Here is a 22,643-nt window from a genome sequence, read left to right as displayed (position 1 = left end):
GCGACTAGATTATAAAAGTTGGGCAAATAAGCTTAAACGCGCATCAATTAAGCAGTGCCAACAAGTAAGCCATATATGTCGCAAAGGAGGATTAGTGACTGAGTGCAACACTTTAGCGAATCGCCACGCATCCAATCCGTGCGAGAGCAAGAACGCACACAAGAATGAGCGTGATAAAGAGCGCAATAACGAGTTCAATAGTATGCTCGTGGTTGCGCGCGCAAAAAATCGCGTTGGCAGAGGCACAACTTGCGCAAAAGTGATTCTTTTTGGCGAACACTCGGTTGTTTATGGCTACAGCGCAGTAGCGCTTCCATTGCAAAATCTTAAGATGCACGCAACAGTAACAAGTGCACGAACACTCAACGACACAAGCGCCACAGCAGACGAAGGCAAAAGAGCAGAATTATGCGATTCAGCAGAAGACCTTAGCTGCCAGATGCAAAACCTCATAACATTTAAAGCATTAGGATTTGATGGTCTTTTACGAAGCGCACCTGCGCGATTCGCGTCGATTAAAACCGCAATACAAGAGGCATTACGTTTTGCCAATTGGCAGGGCGAAGCATTGCAAATAGAAACCGCTTGCGATTTTCCGCCAGAGCGAGGATTGGGGTCTTCGGCGGCAGCAGCAGGAGCAGTGATCCGCGCAATACTCGACTACTACAGTATTAATGCCAGCGATGAAAAACTATTCGAGATTACGCAAGACGCAGAACGCGTTGCGCACGGGAAAGCATCTGGATTAGACGCCACAGCAACCAGTGCGATGCTGCAGCAGCCAGTTCGCTTCTTGGATGGCAAATTTAGCCGAATGAGCATAAGCCCAACAATACGCGCTTGGATTGTGCTAGCTGATTCGGGATTCAAAGGAACAACAAAAGTAACAGTAGAAGCATTACGCAAAAAACGCGATAGCCAGCCGAAAATCGTAAATGCACTTTTGCAAGAGCTTGGTCAAATCGCTCTTAACGCAGAGAATGATTTAGAGTTTGGCAATATACAAAATATTGGATCGAGCATGACTCGTGCTCACAAAATTCTTGCGGAATTAGGTATAAGTACGCCATTTTTAGACGCTCTAGTTAAAAATGCTTGCGAAAATGGTGCTCTAGGAGCAAAGCTTACAGGCGGAGGCGGAGGTGGATGCATTATAGCCATTGCGCAAAGTCAGGAGGATGCGTCTAAAGTAAGCATAGCGCTTAAAAACGCTGGAGCAGCTAGAACGTGGATTGTAGAAATCGGACAATAATCATAACTAATTCGTTAGTATGCTTTAAAAACGCTTTAAAGACTAAAGACTTAAGAAAGGATACGCGTGGAAAACGTTGAAATTGAGCCAAAAATAGCGTTTAATGTGCTTGATGATATTGATTCGTTTAATAACAGTAATCACGGAGCCGCTTTTACAGCTACAGCAAACGCAAATATTGCGCTAATCAAATATTGGGGGAAACGAGATGAAACTCTGATTTTGCCATATACTTCCTCATTATCTCTGACTTTAGACGGATTTTCCACAACAACAAAAGTACGATTTGATGATTGCCTAGAGGCAGACTCGATTTGCTTAAACGGAGTAAATTTTACAGGCGATTTACTCCAAAGTTCAGAGCGTGCACGAATAGTAAAAATGCTAGATATTGTGCGAAAAATGGCTGGAATTAAGAGCAAAGCGCAAGTCGTAAGCGTAAACACAGTTCCAACAGCCGCAGGATTAGCTTCTAGCGCATCTGGTTTTGCGGCACTTGCGTCTGCAGCATCATACGCCGCAGGATTAAACCTAAGCCCACGCAACTTATCGATTCTAGCTCGCAAAGGATCTGGATCAGCATGCAGGTCGATTTACGGCGGATTAGTATTATGGAACGCTGGCACAAGCGACGAAACGTCTTACGCAGAGCCAATCGAAACACCAGAAGAGCTTCAACTCGCAATGGTAACTGTTATTTTAAACTCTAGTAAAAAGAAGATTTCAAGCCGTGAAGCAATGCGACGCACAGTAGAAACATCACCAATCTACGCAGACTGGATCAAAAACTGCAAAAAAGACCTAAATACGGCGTTATCAGCTATCAAAAATTGTGATATTCAAGCATTGGGAGAAGTGTCGGAGAGAAACGCTTTAGGAATGCATGACGCAATGCGCGCGGCTGCTGAAAGCGTAAACTATTTAACAGATGAAACGCATGTTGTGCTTAACGTTGTGCGAAAAATGCGCGATGAAAGCGGATTTCCAGTTTGGGCTACAATGGATGCTGGTCCGAATGTTAAAGTTTTAACTAGCGCGGAGCAAGTTTTGCGAGTTAAAAACGAGTTGAGTTTGCGCGTGTTGAGTGAGATTAAGCGTTTGCGCGAGTCGCAGGAATCGCCGTCATTTAGCAGCTTTGCGCAATCCAATCCGCAGTTTGTTATTGCGCGCCCAGGAAGTGGCGTTAGCATACGGAGAGAATCATGACTAATGAGCAAGCTTTAGCGCCTGGAAAACTTTACATAGCAGGCGAATACGCTGTTGTAGATGGATGCGCTGCAATCGTAGCAGCTGTGAATCGTTATGTAAAAGTTACAGTTGACGATGACAACCTACTAATACGTGATAGTCATGGAAAAACGTATCACAGCTGCGACTTTAATAAAAACGAATCCGAAAAAAATAATCTTAAAAAACTAGATTTACCAACATTTTACGGAAAAATCACGAGTGAGTCTAAAAACTATAAGCCTCTTTATTGGAAGCGTGGAATCTTCGGCAGGGAATTTATTTTAGACGAAAAAGATGCAGAAGATATAACTATGAGCGCAAAAGACTCAACGGATGCTTGCGACTTGCCAGCGGAAAAGTCGCCAGCAGCCAGCGATGAACAAAACCAAGATTCTCAAATAAAAAAATTAAAAAAAATCTATTCATACGTATTTTCCGCAATGCAAATAGTAGACGATTTTGCGCGCGAAACAAAAGAAGTAAAAAACGTTTTACTAGATGAAGGAAATACAGCCATAAACCTATACAATCTACAAATAGAAAGTGATTTAGACGATAAAAAAACAGGCAAAAAATACGGGCTTGGATCATCTGCAGCCGTAACGGTGGCGGCTGTGCGAGCGCTGTGCAAATGGTACGGATTAACGCTTACAACGCCAGAATTGTGCAAGCTAGCCATAATTGCATCGTCGCTAGTAAAAAAGTCAGGAAGCGGCGGAGACGTGGCAGCAAGCGCATACGGCGGATGGGTAATGTACCGCGCGTACAATCGCGAATGGCTTGAAGCAGAAATAGAAATGATTGAAAGTGGAGACTCAAGCCTACACAAGCTGCTTATAAAAAAATGGCCGCGATTTGAAGTAAAACGATTAAAAGTAGGCGCAGGCTTGCGACTCTTAGTTGGGTGGACGGGGAATCCTGCCAGCAGCGCAGAACTTGTTGGAAGTGTAAAAGCTGGAGTGAAGGCTGGCGATTTAACCGCGCACAATCCCTCTAAAACAAGCGCTAAGACTTACTCTAAAACATACGAAGATTTTTGCGTACAAAGCGAAAAATGCGTGCAAAAAATCGCAAATGCGCTAGAAAATGGGCGCATAGACGCGTTATTAAGCGGATTTGCGCGAAATCGTGCGCTGCTAAAAGATCTTGGCGAAATCACGGGAACACTAATCGAAACGCCAAAACTCACGCGGCTAATAGAAGTTGCCAATGGTGCAGGATTGCCGTCCAAAACAAGTGGAGCAGGCGGAGGAGATTGCGGAGTCGCGATTGCGCGCGCGGAAGATTTTGATGCTGTGTTTGCTCGCATTGAAGAAGAATGGCAAAACAGCGGTATTGAGGCGCTTAATCTGAAAGTCGCAGAATTTGATGAAAGCGGCGACCTCTCGCTTATTGAACAACGCAAAGACGATCACATAAAACTCGCGTGCGAACAATACAATGCGCACGCGGAATCTGGTTTTGAACACGTGCGATTTATTCCAAACGCGCTGCCTCAATTGGCATTAAGCGATGTAGATACAAGTGTGAGCGTGTTTGACGAAAGCACAAAATGGGATACTCCGCTGTATATTAACGCAATGACTGGCGGCAGCAAAAAAGGCGAAAATATAAACGAGTCGCTAGCGAGGGTAGCTGCAAAAACTGGCTTAGCAATGGCTTCTGGCTCGCTAAGCGCAGCGCTTAAAAATCCGCGGCTTGCAGGGACTTTTAGCGTGATTCGACGCTTTAATCCGCATGGATTTGTAATGGCGAATGTAAGCGCAGGAGTGAGCGCTGAGCAGGCGATTAAAGCTGTAGAAATTTTGCAAGCAAACGCGTTGCAAATCCACCTAAACGCGGCACAAGAGCTTGTGATGAGCGAAGGAGACCGCGATTTTAGTGCGTGGCTTAACAATATTGAGGCCATTGCGCGCGAGCTTGATTCAATGAAAGTGCCAGTTGTTGTTAAAGAAACTGGATGCGGAATGAGCGCTCATGATGTGCTGCGGTTGCAAAATGTGGGCGTGCATGCGGTGGACGTTGGCGGACGCGGAGGCACGAATTTTGTTGCGATTGAAAACGCAAGGCGTGGGCGTAAAAGCGACTACGAGTTCCTCGACTCCTGGGGGCTTACAACTGTCGAATCGTTGCTAGACATAGCGCAATGCGATGAGATTTTGTGCGAGCCGCGCGATTCATCGGATTCTTGCAATAGTGCGCGAATGCAAGTGTTTGCAAGCGGAGGAGTGCGTACGCCGCTTGATGTTGTGCGCTCATTGCGGCTTGGTGCAAGCGCTGTTGGAGTTGCTGGCGAGTTTTTGCACACGCTTATTAACGAAGGAGAAGATGCGCTTGTTGAGCAAATTGAGTCTTGGAAGGCGCAGATTCGTGTGATTATGGCGTTGCTTGGATGCAAGAATATTGAGGATTTGCGCGAAAATTCGCGGATTTTGATTGATGATAAGCCCTGTGTGATTTAATGTCGGGCGTAGTGATATAATTGTGTAGTTGTGCGTTCAAGCATGCTTATTTGTTTATGCGATTTAGCGTCGGTTAGTCGCGTGGGCGGTTTGCGTGGGTGAGCGACGCAAGACTTGCAAGTCAAAGAAAATAGGAGTCCAATTATGGCAGCTCGTTGCGCAGTATGTGGCAAGGGACCGCAAACCGGTTTCAGCGTTTCACATTCGCACATCCGCAATAAGCGCACCTTCCGCCCGAACCTTCAGCCGGTTCGCACCACCATTGATGGCGAAAATGTTCGCCTTCGTGTGTGCGTAAAATGCATTAAGGCAGGCAAGGTTCAGCGCGTTGAGGCGTGAATCGCGTGTTAGATGTAAGGCCCTGAGCAGTGCTCGGGGCTTTTTTATTTCCCTATTTTTCGCTTAAATCGTAGCACGCTTTCCTATTTGTTGTTGCGCGAGGTTTGAGTATTTCTCTCCTCGCAAGTCCCGTCGCTACGCTCCTCTTTTATTGCTCGTATAGAAATACATCAAACCTTCTGAATATCTAAAACTTTTGCGTGGTTTTTATCACCGAGATTCTCGATTTTTCTTCTTCATTCGATGAATCACCATCAAAGATGCTGAGGTTCATCTCATTCAGTGCGAAAAATCTCGAATCTCCACCTCACTTGCGCTCCGACCTACCTTTTCGCTTAAATCGTAGCGCAACGATTATAATCGAAGTATGGCAGCACGCATAACACTAAACACAGCAATATCGTCAATCGTAAGCAACAAGAGACGCGCGTCTGCTCTAAAATCGCTAGGCGTAATCACAGTAAAAGACGCGCTAACATACTACCCGTTTAGAGTCACAAATCCGCTAAAACGCGCGCATTTAAGCCAAATTTTGCCAGGTCAAGAAGTGGCGTTCTCAGCGACAATACAATCTATAAACATAGTGCAAATGGCAGCGCGACGAGGATATCGGCTAGAAGTAAACGTAGCGCAAGATGCGGCACAAGCACAGATTGTGTATTTTTCAAAGAACAGACAATACGTGCAATGGGTTAGTGGCAGAATTGCAGTAGGACAAACCGTTGTTGTAGGAGGCACAAGCGGCGAGTTCAATGGGAGACTACAGTTTACACATCCGCAGATTCTAACTGTTCGAGCAAAGAGTGCTGAAAGCGATGATTCTGCTTATAATACTGATGTGCGCGTGCAAAACAGCGATGATTTTTCTGTGCAAAGTGTAGAAGATGGGATTGAAAAACTTTGCGCGCCACAACCGATTTACCACGCAAATTCGAGAATATCTAGTGAACATATTCACGAGACGATTTTAGGATTATTGCGACTTTTTAAGACTTGCGATTCTAGCGATTTTAATGTTGATACTACAGGTGTTGCTGATACAAATGTTCCTGATACAAATGTTCTTTCAGATGTTTTGCCAGACGTTCTGCCACAATTCGTCACAAACAGTAGAAACCTAATGCACCGCGCGGCAGCATTCGAATCAATCCACAATCCACAAAACAAAAACGACTTTGAAAACGCAATACACACAATGCGCTACGAAGAAGCATTCATATCACAAATAGCAGTTTTGCAATCACGCAAAAAATCAGGGGAAAATAAGGCATACACGTGCGAAAACAGCGAGCTAAGAAAACACTTTGAAGAAAGCCTACCATTCGAGCTAACAGAAGGACAAAAAAACGTTATTAGCGAAATAACAGCAGATATGCAAGGCGAATCTCAAGCAACCGAGGAGTCCCCATTAAAACCAATGCGTCGTCTTTTGCAAGGAGAAGTCGGCTCTGGAAAAACAATAGTAGCAATGAGCGCAATGCTACAAGCCGTAGGATCAGGACACCAAGCGGTACTAATAGCCCCAACACAAGTATTAGCATCACAGCATGCCACAAACCTACAACAGATGATTGAGCGTGCAGGGATAAACGTTGAAATAACGCTCATAACAGGCGGAATGAAGCTAGCCAGCAGACGAAGTGCACTAGCAAAAGTAGCAAGTGGAGAGCCAGCGATTATTGTGGCAACACACGCAGCTTTCTCCGCAAGCTTTAAACCAACAAACCTAGCGCTGGTGATAATCGACGAACAGCACAGATTTGGCGTAGAACAACGAGACACACTATTACGCAAGATAAGCGGAAACGCGGTTCCACACTTGTTAGTCATGACAGCCACACCAATACCGCGATCCGCAGCAATGACATGGTTTGGAGACCTAGACGCATCCTATTTAACAGAGCTTCCAGGCGGACGCAAACCAATCCGCACTTTTGTAATAAACGAAGAAGACTCGCATAAGATGGCATCCATGTTCTACCACATTCGCTCTAGAATCGATGCAGGAGAGCGAGCATATGTTGTATGTGCTCGAATAGACAGTGAAGACAGTGAAGAAAACAACGATAATACTTACAATAATGCTGATGCGATCTACCAAGAAAACCAAGACTCATACACTCTAAATTCACAAAATACCCAAAATACACAAATTGCTCAGCGAGAAGTCCACACAGTTTTACAAATATCAAAACGCTTACAAAACCTACCACAATTCAAAGGCGTAGAATTCGCACAACTAACAGGTCGTACAAGCGACGAAGAAAAACGCGAAATAATGCACAAATTCGACAGTGGACAAGTACAAATCCTAGTTTCCACAACGGTTATAGAAGTCGGAGTAGACGTAGCAAAAGCCAGTTGTATAGTGATTTTCGACGCAGACCGCTTCGGACTAGCACAACTACACCAGCTCAGAGGACGAGTGGGACGTTCAGGCACACAATCCTGGGCTTTCCTAGTGTCAAACGCACCAAACAACCAGTTAGCAGCTGAACGTTTACAAGTAGTAGAAAACTCGTTAGACGGCGCCATAATAGCCCAAAAAGACCTAGAATTAAGAAACGTTGGAGACGTTCTAGGAGACAGTCAGTCAGGTGGAAAATCCAGTCTAAAACTATTAAGAGTAGTAAAAGACGCAAAAATCATTGCAGAAGCAAGAGAGGACGCAAACACGCTACTAGAACACGACCCGACCTTACTAGAACATCCACAAACCGCCGGAGCAGTTTTAGACTTTACACAAGGTAGCAGCACAGCAATACTAAGCAATTAGATTAATGAAATCAGATTCATGAAACACAAATTGCCCAAGTAGTTTTGTACAAAAATCGCTTTTAATAGGCTAAAAGCACTATTAAAAGCGGCTGATAACGATTAAGCACCCAGACGCCAAATAAAAAAAAATAAACGCCAAATAAAAAAATAATATAATAAAAAATAATATATATTTTCACAATAAACGTGCGAAAAAAACAATTTTTGAATATCCTAGATATATAGAAAGGTAAAATCGCGAGAGATGAGGCAAAGATGACTGAGCGCGAACAACAAATTCTATCGTGGATTCAACAGAACCCTATGATTAGTCAGCAAGAACTTGCAGACCTAGCAGGAATAACAAGATCAGGCGTAGCTGCACACATTTCCAATCTTATTCGCAAAGGATACCTTAGAGGAAAAGGATACATAGTCACACCACCCAGCTACGTAACAGTAATAGGCGGAATAAGCATGGACGTGCTGGGAATCGCGTGCGGAGACCTAATGGACTACACTTCAAACGCTGCAAAAGTACGATACGCGCTAGGCGGAGTCGGACGAAACATAGCCGTGGCACTAGAAAGAATGAACACACGAGTAAGCCTAGTATCCGTGTACGGCGGCGACCACAACGGAGAATTATTCAAAGTCGACGCGTCTGTAAACGGATTAGAAATAGGATACTCAAAGCAGCTACCAGATGCAATGACAGCATCATACATGTATGTAGGAGACGCATCGGGGCAAAGGCTTTTAGCACTAGACGACATGAGCATCTACGATTACATGACACCAGACTTCTTGCGCGAAAGAATATCGATAATAGAAAACGCAGACATAGTTGCACTAGATACCAACATTTCACAAAAATCCTTCGAATGGGTGTGCGACAACTATCACAGACCAATAATGGTGCGCGCAATAACCGATGCAAAAGCTCCACGAATACTTTCCAGACTACACTGCATAGACACACTCATATTAGACACAGCCGAATCGCAGGCGTTAACAGGCATTTGTGCGGTAGACGAAAAATCTGCAGTAAGATGCGCTAAAGTATTGCTAAAACGCGGAGTTGGGCATGTGTTTGTTAACTCGGGGCGCGAGGGAGTAGCGTATGGCGTAGCGGACGAGGGAGTAGCGTTCTATCCCGTACCGCTAAAACGTGTACAAAGAATGATTGTTGCGCACGGAAACGGTGGAGAAGGCGTGCGCGCGGTTGGCAACGACAATGGTTCAAGCGATGCTGCTACAGCGGCGTTGATCTATGCTAGGTATAATCATTTTGATAACACGAAGACAGGGCGATTCGCTGTAGCCGCCGCAGCTCTTAACACGGAATCGGTAGAAGCTGTGCACGAGTCGATGACTCCAGAGCTTGTAATGGAGAGAATGGAAAACATTCACGAGCGCGTGTAAATACCAAATCTCTATCTTTGGTGTTGAGCAAAAAATTAGCCTGAGAATGGTGCGCAAAATATGATTTCTGCAACATTCTCAGGCAATTATTAAAAGAATGAAAACGAATGAATTAGATTAGTGAATCACTCGCAATCTTCTGGCTTAGGAATCAAGAACGAGCATGCAAACGCCAAGGCAAGTAGCACGATTCCAGCAACCATCGAAGCAATATATCCAGCTGATGCTCCAGCAGATTGTACAAAATTAGTCATAACAGCGTAAAGAATCGCAAAGCTCAAGCCTGCACCAAGATTAAACGCACCAGCATTCATTCCAGGCAAATATCCAGGATTATCCTTTGGCGAAAGCACAATTCCAAGACCGTTAAGCATAATGTTTGCAACGCCAGCATAACTGATACCAAGCCACAAAGAAAGCACTACAAGCGACCAAACAGAAGGCGAGGCTGCAACATAAATTCCAAACACCACGCCAAGAACGCTCACAAGAATTCCAGCACGCAGCACAAGACGATACCCGAACTTTGCAGCAAGCATACCCGCAACAGGTCCAAACACGAAGCCGATGATTGCGTAAGGTGTAAGCGTTGCAAAGCTTACGATGTCCGCACCCATTCCAGCGCCAGCCTTAGCATCTTGAGCTAGCTGTGGAACAACGCCGTTCATAATTGCAAATACGCCAGTCATAGTAAGAAGCGTGCAAGAAAGCAAGCCCCAAGTGCGACGCTGACTCATATATTTTGTAGAAACAAGAGGAGCAGAGTTTTTGCCCTCTACGTTCCAGAACACTACAAAGAATACTACTGCAAGAACCACAAGACCTGCTACAAGACTCAAATTCGCGCCAGCAAGTTTACCAATCTCGTTGATAGCAAGATATGCTGCTAGGAATGCTATACCAAGGGTTACAACTCCAACCCAATCCATCTTTGGCGTATCTTGAGCATGGGATTCTTCAGCATAGAAAGCAACCAAAAGAACAGCGATTATACCAATGGCTGCCATAGTCCAGAATACGGATCTAAAGCCAAAGTTTCCTGCAAGCCAGCCGCCAAGAAGCGCATCAACGCCTGCAATACCGCCGTTCACAGAAGTCAGAATTGCCATTAGCTTTGCGTAGCGTTTTTCTTCGCTAACGCGCACGCGAAGCATAATCAAGCACATTGGTACAACAGGTCCGCTTGCTCCTTGAAGAATTCGTCCAATCATAAGAACTGTTACATTTGGCGCAATAGCGCTAACTGCACAACCCAAAATAGTGGAGATTAAAATCCCAGTAAGAACCTTTTTTCGTCCAACAAGATCAGCTAAACGCGGCAAGAACAGCGAGAATAATGCTGCTGCAGTAAAGAATACTGTTTGCGTTAAGGCGATTTGAGAATCCGTTGTTTTAAGCTCTCGAGTCATTGTTGCTAGAGCTGGAGAAAGCATAGATGCGTTAAGCTGGAATGCGAAAATCGCCACAAGCAGCGCTACCATAAGCGCTACGATTGATCGTCCACCCTTATCCAACATAGATGGTTTTTTAGATGAAACCTCAGTCATGATTAACCTCTATTTTCAATTACCTCAATTATTTCAATTCTTTTAAAGCGTCAATAATCAAATCCCAGAACTTGTTAAAGTCGAGTTTAGTTGCCACTTGAGTATGGCACTTGTCAGCCGATGGCTCTGGTCCACGCAAATCTGCTACCGTCATGCCAAGCGTCAAATCTCCCTTAATCTCAACGTCTACAGGGCATCTACGAGTTTGTACAACGCTGTGATCTATCAAATATGCAACCGTGCAAGGATCGTGAACTGGTGGGTCGATAAAGTCTTGGTTGTTCTTGTATGCCTTACGGAAGAAGTTCATCAATCCGCTTGCAAAAGCAGAAAGAGGCGTACCGATAGCGTCAATCCTAGCTTGTACTTCTGGAGTGCAAAGTGCCTGATGAGTTAAATCAAGACCAACCATTGTAATAGGCCAATCTTCATTAAACACAACGTGAGCGGCTTCAGGATCTACCTTAATGTTAAACTCTGCAACTGCGCTCCAATTGCCAACGTGATAGCCGCCGCCCATGAGAACGACTTCCTTAACTCGGCTAACGATTCGTGGCTCTAGGCGAACTGCCATAGCTATGTTTGTAAGAGGTCCAGTTGGTACAAGTGTGATCGTGCCTGGCTCATGACTCATTATTGTGTCAATAATCCAGTTTACTGCGTGTCCCTCATCTAAAGGACGAGTTGGCTCTGGCAAAGTCACTCCATCCAGGCCGGTTTCTCCGTGAACGGCAGCAGCAACTTCTAGAGGACGGATCATTGGGCGGTCGCAGCCTGCGTGAACAGGGATATTTGTAGCATGTGCCATTTCTAGAGTTGCTCGCGCATTGTAAGTCACCTTTTCTAGGCTTTGATTTCCGCCGACTGTTGTTACACCAAGCAAATCAATGTTTGGATTGCCAAGCGCTAGCAGAATAGCCATAGCGTCGTCATGACCTGGATCGCAATCTAGAATGATTGTGGTCATTTTAGCTCCTTAGTTGTTTAGTTATATGTCAGTTGTAGTTGGGATTTATATATTTTATGCTTAGGCTTTTTAGCGAACTTCATTGTTTAGCGTAGTTTGGGATAAATCGTCAGAAACCAGTGCTAAGCAACATTTGTTTATATAAATAAACAAATGACCGTTCCAAGTATATCAATAACAAAATTCGACACAAGTCTAAGTAATTTAAAATGATATGCTTAAAACATGCACGTAATTGCAGGAAGATTTAAAGGCACGCCATTATGCGCTGCAAAGTCATGTACAAGACCAACAACAGATCGCACAAAAGAGGCGATTTTTTCTAGGCTCGACTCATGGGGAGTATGCGATGGTGCTCGAGTACTCGACTTATTCGCTGGCACAGCGGCGTTAGGTGTAGAAGCGATTTCTAGGGGCGCAAGAGAACTCGTGTGCGTGGAAGCGAACGCAGCTGCGGCGGCGTTAATAACAAAAACTGTTAAAGTACTACAAAGTCAAGGCGCGTGGAGTGAAGATTTAAGCGCTCGCGTAAATAAAAGACGCGCAGAGCAGTTCGTACAAGACTACAGCGGTGAAGCGTTCGATTTGGTGTTTGTGGATCCGCCGTACGCATTAGAGACAGAGCAAGTTGAGCTTTTGATTGAGAATATGGTCAGTAAGGGCGTTGTAAGTGCCGCAGCTGACACGCTTATTGTTTTAGAGCGTAGCGCGCGCAGTGTTGCGCCTAAGATTTGTGCTGGGTGGGAGATTTTCGACACGCGCAACTATGGCGAAACTGCCGTTATGTTTATTCAAGCACGCGCTTTGACTGAGCTTGAAATTGCATAATGCATTTCAAGCTCCTTCAAAGCGTGATTTGGCTCAAATGTAAAGTCCAATGGACTTTACATGCCAAATCAGCCGAACGGCTACTAATAGCCGTTCGGAATAGCGCAGCTAAATTTTACAGGTTGTCGCGCGTTTTGGCGAATCGCCAGAAACCTCCCACCCAAGGCTAATCAGCGTTTTTCTATCCTGCTTACTAAGCGACTTGCAATCAAGTTTCTCAATTAAATCTGGTCTAATCTGGCTCGTGCGCGCTAGTGCATCATCTCTGCGGAAGCGATCCACTTTAGCGTGGTCGCCCGAAGTAAGAATCGCAGGCACGCTAATATCGCGCCAAGTTGTGGGACGAGTGTATTGGTGATGCTCAAGAATCGCATCCGCGCCAGTGTACGACTCTTCAACAATCGACTCTGGGTTACCCATAAAGCCTGGAATCAAGCGCGTAATGGCCTCTACCATAACGCTAACAGCCACTTCGCCGCCGTTAAGAACGTAGTCGCCAATGGAATATTCGCGCACATCTACTCCGCGCGATTGATAGTATTCTGGGATTCGCGCGTCATAGCCTTCGTAGCGTCCGCACCCAAATACAAGTCGCTTTGCGCTTGCTAATTGTGTAGCGTCTTTTTGCGAAAACAGTGGGGCAGAAGGGTTTGGGAAGATTAGAACTGTGCCGTTATCGCCAATATCGGCTTTGTTATCGTCATTATCGGCGTCATCTCCATTATAAAGCAGCTCATCAAGGCATTCCGCCCACACTTCTGGCTTCATAACCATTCCAGCGCCGCCACCAACTGGCGTATCATCAACCGATTGATGAACGTCATGCGTCCATTTTCTAAGATTATACGCGTTGATTTTAAGCAAGCCATTATCTTGCGCTTTACCAAGCAAGCTCAAATCTAGCATGCGAAAATATTCAGGGAACACGGAGATTATGTCGATTTGCATTTTATAAAGCCTTTAAGCTTAAATCATGTGTTTTAGATTCCTGGGATTAATCCACCTGGAGGATCTAAAGTTAAATATTTTTCTTTAAGATTAACTTCTGGAACCAGTGCTTGAACGAAAGGCACTAGCGCAGTTTTATCATCGCCAACAGGAGTTGAAAGTCGGATTTTAAGCAATGATTGAGCACCATCAATAACGTCTACGACTTTGCCGATTTCACGCGGCGCAACTCCAAGTGAATTATTCTCACAAATGCGCGCGCTAAGACCCACCAAATCCTTAATATACCAAGCATTTTCTTGCTCTAACTCTTGCGCGCTTTGAGCCTTAGTATAAAGCTCAAAGCCGTTTAAGGCCTCTGCATCGTTGCGATTTAGACTTTGTTCAAAAAGCAAAATCCAACGGCTTTTAAACGTTCGCGCAGACTCGATTGTAAACTCGCGCTCGCCATTTTGCGTGTAAAGCACATTGCCTGCTTTAAAGCGCTCATAAGGTTCGTCGGTAAAAATTTGGACAGTGACTTCGCCTTTTAGTCCTTGCGCTTTTCCAATACGACAAACCCTCAGTAGGTTGTTTGAACCTTGCTGAGGGTCGTCAAAAAGTTGGTTTTTAGCCACGTTCAATCTCACTTACGTACGTCCATAATGTCAACGCGAACGTTGTGGCGGCTTAAAGCCTGTACAACAACGCGAATGGCATTAGCGGTACGACCGTTTCTTCCAATAACTCTACCGATGTCTTCTGGATTTACGCGCACGCGCAAGAGTTCGCCGCGAGCGTTTTCGTGAGAACGCACGGACACGTCATCTGGAAAATCAACGATGTTTTTAATGAGATGTTCCACAGCTTGAGCCAGCATAATTACTCAGCCTTTTCCTCGGCTTCAGCATCTGCTGCTGGAGCTTCTTCAGCTTCGTTCTTAGCGGCTTCTGCAGCAGCCTGAGCCTTTGCAGCGGCTTCGGACTTAGCAGCCTTAAGCTTCTGAGCTTCGGCTTCTACAGCCTCAACGCGAGCCTGTGCGTCTGGACCAGCTTCGCCAGTCTTCAAAGTGCCTTCTGCACCTTCAAGACCCTTGAACTTCTGCCAATCGCCAGTAATCTTTAGCAGCTTCAACACTGGTTCGGTTGGCTGTGCGCCAACGCCAAGCCAGTACTGTGCGCGGTCAGACTTAATCTGAATCAAAGATGGCTGCTTGTTTGGATCGTAGATGCCGATCTCTTCGATGGACTTGCCGTTACGCTTGTTGCGCGAATCAGAAATTACAACGCGATAGAAGGCGTAGAACTTCTTGCCCAATCTCTTAAGACGAATCTTGGTTGCCAAAATGGCTCTCCTTATAACTAGAGTCGTAGAATTTCGCTCGGGTGTGGGGCACTCCTTGCGAGTTCCACTGTTCCTCGCGTGGTCGATAAGAGGGCTTCGATTCACGCGAATAACTTTTCTATTATGACTGATTGCGTGGACTATATGTTTTCCTGAGAATGTTGCTCAAACTGGCGTGTTGAGCTACAAACTCAGGAAATGTCGCTCGCGCGGCTAATCCGCGCGAGCGCAGAAACACCCAGCCCTCACGCAACAGTAAGCAAGGAAATGCGCGAAGGTAAAGTAATAAACCATCAAGAAGCGGCAAACTAGAGGTGGATTGAAACGCAAACGATTAACGCAAAGTGGTCGCTTCCATCCACGCGAATCGCGCGTTGCTCTGTGGCTATAGCGTTGCATCCTGTTGATTTTACTAGCACATGGTCAAGTGCAAGATTCGGCCATTTTTGCCACGCTGGCCAAGTCTTTAGTCGCTTGCCGATTTGCATTGATGCGTCTAAAAAGCCTGATTTTAGTAGCGCTCTAAAGCTTGGGTGGTCTGGAGTAGAGTTTAAGTCTCCGCCGATTATTTTGACTTTTTTGACGTTGTTTTCATTGTGATTTTCGCCGATTTTTGCAAGCGCCATTATTCCGCTGCTCCAAGACGCACATCCGCGCATAGGCGACTTTGGATGCGCCGAAGCGAATGTTATTAAAAGATTTTCCGCGGATGAGTCGCAAGTGACCGACGTAACAATTGGCACGTTTGCTGCATCAATCTTAATCGACTTACCAAAAGATTTAACATTGCTTAGTCGCGTATAAATCGCGTTAAAGCCGCCATTTTCATGTCCGTTCGCGCTTCCCAATTGCACATGTGGAAAATCGCGCTTAATCCCAAGTTTTTCAAGGTTTTTTACAAGTTTTTTGCTTACTTCTTGTAAAAGAATCGTATCGATTTTATGCGTTTTTGCTAACTTTATTATTTGACTTGCGTTTGCGCGACCATATCTGCAATTAAGCGTCATAACGCGGATTTCTCTCGATTTTTCTAGTGATAATTCTGGCGATTTTTCCTGTTTTATTCGCCGCAATCTTACTGCCCAATACGGCGTATACGATTTTAAAGAGATTACGAATAACAGCGCATATGCTACGCACAAAAATAAATAAGATTTATAAAATTCATTTTGCGATCGTGTTGCAACTGCAGCCACAGCGCTGGCGACTTGCCCAAGTGCAGCGCAAAACGGCGCAATTGGAAGCAATGCAATAACATATGGCAGTGGCTTTAGTCTATCCGCTCCAGCTGGCAGCCACCTAAGTAGCTGCCAAGCTAGAAGCAAAACAAGTGCAACAAGTAAAATTGCAAGTAAAATAGCGTAAATCATCTACTGATTATTCGTATTATTCGCATTATCTGCCGAAAAGACCTGCGAGTCCGCCGCCCAAATTAGGAGGTAAATCAGGCATTTCGTCAGCAAAGTCACCTTCGCCACTCATAAGATTTTGAAGATTTTCTGGCAAATTATTAGGCAAATCCTGCTTCTTCTTCATAAAAGCAGACTCGCCATTCGCGTCATCATTTGCACTATTCGCAGAAGAATTTCCAGACAAGCGTTCTCTAAGCGCGCGCTCCTCGGCCTCGCGACGCATAGGATTACCAGACTTTCCACCCTTCTTCTTGCTCTTCTTGTCTTTACGCTTCGACTTTCCGCCAGGACCGCCAAACCCAGGCATTCCGCCCATTCCAGGCATTCCTGCGCCGCCGCCATTGCTCATTCGCTTCATCATTTTAGCTGCTTGCTCAAAGCGTTGCAAAAGCGCATTCACTGCAGAAACTGGAACACCTGCGCCAGCTGCAATGCGCGCGCGCCTAGAACCATCAATAATCTTGGTGTCTTTGCGCTCTTTAGGCGTCATCGAACGAATAATAGCTTCCGTGCGGTCTATCTCGCGGTCATCAAACTGCTCAAGTTCCTGTCTGTGCGCTGCCATTCCAGGCATCATACCAAGAATCTTCTTCATAGAACCAAGCTTTTTAACCTGCTGAAGCTGATCCAAAAAGTCGTCTAGTCCAAAAGTTCCTTCAGATATTTTAGCGGCAGCTTTTCTAGACTCTTCCTCGTCAAACTGTTTTTGCGCATTCTCAATAAGCGTTAGAATATCGCCCATGTCGAGGATTCTTGAAGCCATTCTATCTGGATGGAAAATCTCAAAATCCTTCAAACCTTCGCCAGTAGAAGCGAACAAAATCGGCTTTCCCGTAACGCTTGCAACAGATAATGCAGCGCCGCCTCGTGCATCGCCATCTAACTTAGAAAGCACAACACCCGTAAAGTCAACGCCCTCGTTAAACGCTTGAGCCGTACGAACAGCGTCCTGACCAATCATGGCGTCTATAACAAACAGAATTTCTTGCGGATTAACAGCATCGCGAATCTCGCGCGCCTGCTGCATAAGAGCATCGTCCACGCCAAGGCGACCAGCGGTATCGATAATAACCGTGTCGTACATTTTTGCGCGCGCGTAGTCAATAGAATCTCGCGCAACTTTAACAGGGTCTCCAGTGGCTAAACCAGCCGAAACAACTTCGCTACCACCGTCACTTTGCACGCCTCGCTCTGGCGCAAAAATCGCCACACCTGCACGCTCTGCAACAACCTCAAGCTGCGTAACAGCGTTAGGACGTTGCAAATCCGCCGCAACAAGCAAAGGCGTATGACCCGAATCCTTAAGCCAGTAGCCCAACTTTCCAGCGAGCGTTGTTTTACCAGCGCCTTGCAAACCAGCAAGCATGATTACAGTTGGTGGATATTTTGCAAAATTCAGCGGTCTATCAACGCCTGAACCCAAAACGTTTGTAAGCTCGTCGTTTACAATTCGCACAACTTGCTGAGCAGGATTCAGTGCGCTAGAAACTTCCTCGCCTAGTGCGCGCTCGCGAATTTTAGCAGTAAACGATCGCACAACATCTAGGGCTACGTCTGCGTCTAAAAGCGCACGACGAATTTCACGAATCGTGCCGTCGATGTCTGCGTCGGATAATTTCCCTTTTCTGCGCAAGTGTTTGAATGCGCCAGAAAGTCTTTCTGTTAACGAACTAAATGCTGCCATAATTGCTCTATTCTACAGGTTGTTTGGAATGTTTTGTTGTATTGCTTTTTATTATGTTTACATTGCTTTTTCTTAAGACAAATGCCACGATGATCCTTGTGCACAATCTTCGATTACAACGCCAGCGGCGGTTAAAGAGTCGCGAATCGCGTCTGCGCGTGCAAAATCCTTAGCTGCGCGTGCAATCGCTCTTTGTTCAAGCTGATTTGCAATCAAAGATTCAAGAGCCTTGTGTTCCGCGCTTGCGCCATTATTCGCACCTAAATCTTGCGATTTTTGCGCGTTGCTGCGCCATTGTGGAGCGTATGGGTCTAGTCCAAGAGTGTCTAGCATTGCGCGAACTTGCAAAACACAAGTCTTAATAAGGCTTTTAATGCCGTTGCTTTGATTTTCGTTTTGATTTTGCGCATAGTCATCCAAAAGCGCGTTACCAGAGCGAATCGCAGTAAAAATCGCAGCCAGTGCGCCCGAAACGTTAATATCGTCGTTCATAGCTTTAGTAAAATCTTCTGGAAGATTATCTGCATCAACGCTTTGAACTTCCGCATAATCTGGCTGATTTTCGATTACGCGACCAGCGCGCTCGAGGAAGTTAGATATGCGATCGTAAGCCGATTGTGCCTCGTTCAAAGATTGATCCGACCACTCAAGCATTGCTCGATATTGCACGCCGCCTAGCGCGTATCGCACGACCCACGCGGATTTTTGAGCCAAAACAGATGGAACAGAAAGACCGTTTCCAAGAGATTTGCTCATTTTTTCGCCTTTAGATGTAACCCACGCGGAGTGCATCCACACGTTTGCGCTTTTCCATCCAGCAGCGAGTGTTTGCGCCATCTCGTTTTCGTGGTGTGGGAAGCGCAAGTCTAGTCCGCCGCCGTGAATGTCGAAAGCATCGCCAAGATAGCGGTGGCTCATTGCCGAGCATTCAATGTGCCAACCTGGGCGTCCTGCTCCAAACGGCGTGTTCCAGCGCGCGTCTTTTTGGTCAAAATCGCAAGGTGCTTTCCAAAGCGCAAAATCGCGAGCATCATGCTTATCTGGGCTTGCGTCAGCAGGGTCAACTGGATTGTATTTGTCGGCTTTGCTGGATTTGTCGTCGCTATTGCTGCCGTCTGAATTACCATTTTGATGCGTTAGCGCGCCGTAATCTTGCCAACTTGGCACACTAAAATACACGTTTCCAGTAGGATTGCCATTCGCGCCTGTTATTGCGTATGCGTGTCCGCGATTAATCAAGCGCTGTATAAGCTCCACCATATCGTTTATGTGACCAGTCGCGCGCGGCTCCACAGTAGGCGGCATAACGCCAAGAGTGTTGTAAGCTTCAGTAAACTCGCGCTCGTAAATGTAGGCGCGCTGCCACCATGTTTGGCCATTTTCGCTAGCTTTTTTGATGATTTTATCGTCAATATCTGTAACATTTCTAACAAAAGTAACAGTGTAGCCAAGGCGCAAAAGCCATCGGCGAACAACATCGAAGGCGATTGCTGCGCGAATATGACCTATATGAGGCGAGCTTTGCACAGTTGCGCCGCACACGTACATCCCAACGTGGCCAGGAGTAACTGTTGTAAACCCGCTAGTGTTGTGCGTTGCTGTGTTATATAGGCGCAATCGTGCCGCTGCTGCTGTAAGAGTTCTGTTCGTATTTTCAAGCATAATCTCAATTATATGTTTAGCTAATAACTCACGCGTTAAGCTCGAGGTTGTCGATTCGAGTATTTGTTGCGATTATGACTTATGCTTGTATAAACATGAGTCGCAATCAACAAAGCGCGATTTGTACGAAAGGGATGCAATGACGTTTTCAAATGATTCAAAGTATAGCGAAGATACAAACGCTGCTAATTTGAACGCTGTTATGGAAGACGATTCACAAAGCCTCCCAGATTCTGGGTCTAGCACAAGCACGAGCGTACTTGAAAAGCCAGAGGTAGATGAATCAGCACGAATGGACGATGGCGGTGACGCAGACCGCTTTGCACACTACGTTTCCAAGGATCGCGTAATCGAATCGCGCTTGACTGGCCGCCCAGTTGTAGCACTGTGTGGAAAAGTATGGATTCCAAAGCGCGAAGCTAACGACTACCCTGTTTGCCCAGAGTGCAAAAAAATCTACGAAGAGATGAACAATCTGGGCTTTTAGCCTAAAACGTTGATTTCTGTAGGAATAGCAGGGTCGCCACGCATAAGACTTTGAGCAGAAATCGGAAGTCTGCTAAGTGCTTTAGCACAATAGTCATGTGCTCGCATAATTGCGTCATGACCCATAAACTCTGTATTAAATTCGCCATTTTGCACGTAGTCAACTAGCAAATCTTCCCAAGAATCTTGCGGCTTAAAATCAGCGAGCGCGCTCTCTGATCCAGAAATTACATGCTCACAATCGGCTACGCCATTGCTAGCCACGCCGCCATTCGCTCCACTAAAATCGTAGGAACGGTACGCAAGCTTACGCCCTGGAACAGTCGCCTTATTCTTAGACTTCTTAGCAACAGGTTGCATAACTCCATCCGCGCCCTCGCGCTCCGTAAGCTTATAAACCATTGCGCAAGTAGGTGCGCCCGAACCTGTAACAAGCATTGTTCCAATGCCGTAGGAATCAACTGGCGCATTTTGCAAAGATGCGAGCGCATACTCGTCCAAATCGTTCGTAACCGTGATTTTAGTATTTTTAGCACCCAACGCATCGAGCTGAGCGCGAACGCGACGAGCCATAACGCACAAATCGCCCGAATCAATGCGCACACCGCCAAGATCCGCACCAGCAACTTGCACGGCGGTTTTAACAGCCTCTTCTACGTTGTATGTGTCTACAAGCAATGTTGTTCCTTTTCCGAGTGCTGCAATTTGTGACTCAAAGGCATCGAGCTCCGAATCGTGCACAAGCGTAAAGCAATGCGCGGCTGTTCCAATCGCCTTAAGCCCGTAAAGCTTTGCCGCAAGCAGGTTTGCCGTGCCTTTAAAACCGCCGATTACCGCCGCGCGAGAAGCAGCCACAGCCGACCACTCGTTTGTGCGTCTGCCACCCATATCCATGCACGGCCTTCCAGCAGACGCGGAAACCATGCGTGCGGCGGCGCTCGCCACTGCGCAATCGTAGTTAAGCACGGAAAGTAGCAACGTTTCTAGCAACGTGCACTCGCCAAAAGTGCCTTCAACTTGCAAAATCGGCGAATCTGGGAAGAACATTTCGCCTTCTCTGTAACCGCGGATTTTGCCGCTAAAATGGTAGTTTTCTAGCCATTTAATGGTGTCTTTACTAACGATTTTGCGGTCTTGCAAAAATCGTAAGTCCTCGTCACTAAAGTGGAATCGCGCTAGCTCCTCTAGGATTCTGCCTGTGCCTGCTACCACTCCGTAGCGGCGGCCTTGAGGAAGGTGCCTAGTAAAAATCTCAAAAACGCATTTGCGATTTGCTGTGCCGTCTTTTAGTGCTGCGTCGAGCATTGTGTACTCGTACATGTCTGTCATGAGTACGGAAGAGTTTGTGTAAGACTTTACTTCGGACTTTGAGAAATCAAAAGAATCAAGCATTTTCAATCCTTTCTTGCGATTTTAGTAATCAAACTTAAAGCGCGTTCTTTACGACTTTTATAAGCGACTTTTACCTGCAGCCAATCATAGTCCTATGCCTATCTACTATTAGTGCGTGGGGATTCTCGATTTTTCGCCGCGCGAATCGACGACTTCGAGCTGCGTATTTTGCCCGTGTTTGTTTATCAAAACGTTAAATATGGGAACAAACGCGGGGAAAAAGAAACACAAGCAGGAAAAATAGGCTTATGTCTAGCTTATGTCTAGCTCATGCCTGATTCGTGTCAGACTCGTGGCAGATTCGTGGTAATCTAAAAGCATGACTATAGCTGTTTGCCCAGGCTCCTACGATCCCGTTACAGCCGGACACTTAGACGTGATACAACGTTGTACGCATCTCTTTAAAGAAGTGCATGTTTTGGTGGCTGTTAACGCGGCAAAAACGCCAATGTTTTCCGAATCGGAGCGTGTGGATATTATTCGCAATGCTGTTAAAAACCTAAAAAATGATTTTCCAGTCGGGGAATTTGCTCCACCTTTATGCGGAGCAGCACAGTCGCCAGCGTGCAAAATAGTTGTTGCCTCAACAGATGGTCTTATCACAGATTATTGCAAAAAAGTCGGCGCAACCGTAATAGTTAAAGGATTGCGCCAAAATGGTGACTATGAGGCGGAGCTTGGAATGGCTCTGGTTAATCGCAAGCTTGCTGGGATAGAAACCATGTTCCTGCCTGCAGACCCTATTTTGGAACATGTTTCTAGCTCCGTTGTAAAAGATGTTGCTCGTCACGGCGGAGACGTTTCGGGAATGGTGCCAGATAATGTGGTTCCACTTTTACAGAACGTTTTTTCTAAAACAATTGCAATATCACAAAAATACGTACAATAAAGTCATAAAATTAAAATAATAAAATAAAATTATTAGGAGA

At 45.8% G+C, this 22,643-nt stretch carries 19 protein-coding genes; 9 read left to right on the top strand and 10 right to left on the bottom strand.

Annotated elements, in window-relative coordinates; all coding sequences use genetic code 11:
* The first annotated feature begins 94 nt into the window (after positions 1 to 94).
* From mvk to HXT53_RS05230, 6 genes are all read left to right on the top strand, one after another.
* On the top strand, positions 95 to 1,252 hold the full coding sequence (gene mvk, locus HXT53_RS05255) for a mevalonate kinase (protein ID WP_020760602.1): 1,158 nt from the start codon (positions 95 to 97) through the stop codon (positions 1,250 to 1,252).
* Between the two features lie 66 nt (positions 1,253 to 1,318).
* Positions 1,319 to 2,458, top strand: coding sequence for a diphosphomevalonate decarboxylase (mvaD, locus tag HXT53_RS05250; protein ID WP_004117317.1), 1,140 nt, complete (start codon positions 1,319 to 1,321; stop codon positions 2,456 to 2,458).
* Positions 2,455 to 4,944 (top strand): type 2 isopentenyl-diphosphate Delta-isomerase, encoded by a 2,490-nt coding sequence (fni, locus tag HXT53_RS05245; protein WP_421780102.1) that lies wholly within the window; start codon positions 2,455 to 2,457, stop codon positions 4,942 to 4,944. The genes mvaD and fni overlap by 4 nt, the downstream gene beginning before the upstream one ends.
* 144 nt (positions 4,945 to 5,088) lie before the next feature.
* Positions 5,089 to 5,283, top strand: coding sequence for a 50S ribosomal protein L28 (rpmB, locus tag HXT53_RS05240; RefSeq protein ID WP_004105392.1), 195 nt, complete (start codon positions 5,089 to 5,091; stop codon positions 5,281 to 5,283).
* A 367-nt stretch (positions 5,284 to 5,650) separates the two neighbouring features.
* Positions 5,651 to 8,059 (top strand): ATP-dependent DNA helicase RecG, encoded by a 2,409-nt coding sequence (locus HXT53_RS05235; protein WP_075038754.1) that lies wholly within the window; start codon positions 5,651 to 5,653, stop codon positions 8,057 to 8,059.
* Between the two features lie 257 nt (positions 8,060 to 8,316).
* Complete coding sequence (locus HXT53_RS05230) at positions 8,317 to 9,465, top strand: PfkB family carbohydrate kinase (protein ID WP_004113479.1); 1,149 nt, start codon at positions 8,317 to 8,319, stop codon at positions 9,463 to 9,465.
* A 125-nt stretch (positions 9,466 to 9,590) separates the two neighbouring features.
* Here the strand turns inward: HXT53_RS05230 and HXT53_RS05225 are convergent, their stop codons facing one another.
* Together HXT53_RS05225 and HXT53_RS05220 are read right to left on the bottom strand one after the other, a co-directional pair.
* Positions 9,591 to 11,012: an MFS transporter gene (locus tag HXT53_RS05225; RefSeq protein WP_004114561.1), complete on the bottom strand. Its 1,422-nt coding sequence runs from the start codon at positions 11,010 to 11,012 to the stop codon at positions 9,591 to 9,593.
* A 28-nt stretch (positions 11,013 to 11,040) separates the two neighbouring features.
* Positions 11,041 to 11,979: a nucleoside hydrolase gene (locus HXT53_RS05220; RefSeq protein WP_020759451.1), complete on the bottom strand. Its 939-nt coding sequence runs from the start codon at positions 11,977 to 11,979 to the stop codon at positions 11,041 to 11,043.
* Positions 11,980 to 12,204: 225 nt separating this feature from the next.
* Here HXT53_RS05220 and HXT53_RS05215 point away from each other — a divergent pair, with 225 nt between their 5' ends.
* Positions 12,205 to 12,807 (top strand): RsmD family RNA methyltransferase, encoded by a 603-nt coding sequence (locus HXT53_RS05215; protein WP_421780099.1) that lies wholly within the window; start codon positions 12,205 to 12,207, stop codon positions 12,805 to 12,807.
* Between the two features lie 108 nt (positions 12,808 to 12,915).
* Here the strand turns inward: HXT53_RS05215 and trmD are convergent, their stop codons facing one another.
* The 7 genes from trmD to cysS form a co-directional block, all read right to left on the bottom strand.
* Positions 12,916 to 13,755, bottom strand: coding sequence for a tRNA (guanosine(37)-N1)-methyltransferase TrmD (trmD, locus tag HXT53_RS05210; RefSeq protein WP_421780097.1), 840 nt, complete (start codon positions 13,753 to 13,755; stop codon positions 12,916 to 12,918).
* Positions 13,756 to 13,787: 32 nt separating this feature from the next.
* Complete coding sequence (gene rimM, locus HXT53_RS05205; RefSeq protein ID WP_421780095.1) at positions 13,788 to 14,372, bottom strand: ribosome maturation factor RimM; 585 nt, start codon at positions 14,370 to 14,372, stop codon at positions 13,788 to 13,790.
* Positions 14,373 to 14,380: 8 nt separating this feature from the next.
* Positions 14,381 to 14,614, bottom strand: a complete 234-nt coding sequence (locus tag HXT53_RS05200; RefSeq protein WP_004113470.1) for an RNA-binding protein — start codon at positions 14,612 to 14,614, stop codon at positions 14,381 to 14,383.
* A 2-nt stretch (positions 14,615 to 14,616) separates the two neighbouring features.
* A complete protein-coding gene (gene rpsP / locus HXT53_RS05195) occupies positions 14,617 to 15,078 on the bottom strand; it encodes a 30S ribosomal protein S16 (protein WP_004114571.1) in 462 nt (153 codons plus the stop codon).
* A gap of 308 nt (positions 15,079 to 15,386) precedes the next feature.
* Entirely contained in the window at positions 15,387 to 16,448 is a 1,062-nt protein-coding gene (locus tag HXT53_RS05190; protein WP_421780093.1) for an endonuclease/exonuclease/phosphatase family protein, read from the bottom strand.
* Between the two features lie 25 nt (positions 16,449 to 16,473).
* Positions 16,474 to 18,174: a signal recognition particle protein gene (gene ffh, locus HXT53_RS05185; protein ID WP_004117337.1), complete on the bottom strand. Its 1,701-nt coding sequence runs from the start codon at positions 18,172 to 18,174 to the stop codon at positions 16,474 to 16,476.
* Between the two features lie 72 nt (positions 18,175 to 18,246).
* Positions 18,247 to 19,836, bottom strand: coding sequence for a cysteine--tRNA ligase (gene cysS, locus HXT53_RS05180; protein ID WP_421780091.1), 1,590 nt, complete (start codon positions 19,834 to 19,836; stop codon positions 18,247 to 18,249).
* 139 nt (positions 19,837 to 19,975) lie between these two features.
* Between cysS and HXT53_RS05175 the strand changes: the two genes are divergently transcribed.
* Positions 19,976 to 20,323, top strand: a complete 348-nt coding sequence (locus tag HXT53_RS05175) for a DUF3039 domain-containing protein (RefSeq protein WP_004574858.1) — start codon at positions 19,976 to 19,978, stop codon at positions 20,321 to 20,323.
* On the opposite strand, the gene HXT53_RS05170 is transcribed toward HXT53_RS05175, so the two are convergent.
* Complete coding sequence (locus tag HXT53_RS05170) at positions 20,320 to 21,714, bottom strand: nicotinate phosphoribosyltransferase (protein ID WP_421780088.1); 1,395 nt, start codon at positions 21,712 to 21,714, stop codon at positions 20,320 to 20,322. The genes HXT53_RS05175 and HXT53_RS05170 overlap by 4 nt on opposite strands.
* A 319-nt stretch (positions 21,715 to 22,033) precedes the next feature.
* On the opposite strand from HXT53_RS05170, the gene coaD reads away from it, so the two are divergent.
* Positions 22,034 to 22,603: a pantetheine-phosphate adenylyltransferase gene (gene coaD, locus HXT53_RS05165; protein WP_014554409.1), complete on the top strand. Its 570-nt coding sequence runs from the start codon at positions 22,034 to 22,036 to the stop codon at positions 22,601 to 22,603.
* Positions 22,604 to 22,643: the final 40 nt, after the last annotated feature.

This window comes from Gardnerella sp. KA00390, from assembly GCF_049244075.1.
Classification (GTDB): Bacteria; Actinomycetota; Actinomycetes; order Actinomycetales; family Bifidobacteriaceae; genus Bifidobacterium; species Bifidobacterium vaginale.
The sequence above is the reverse complement of the archived record's forward strand: the minus strand, read 5'-3'. Positions and strand labels throughout refer to the sequence as shown.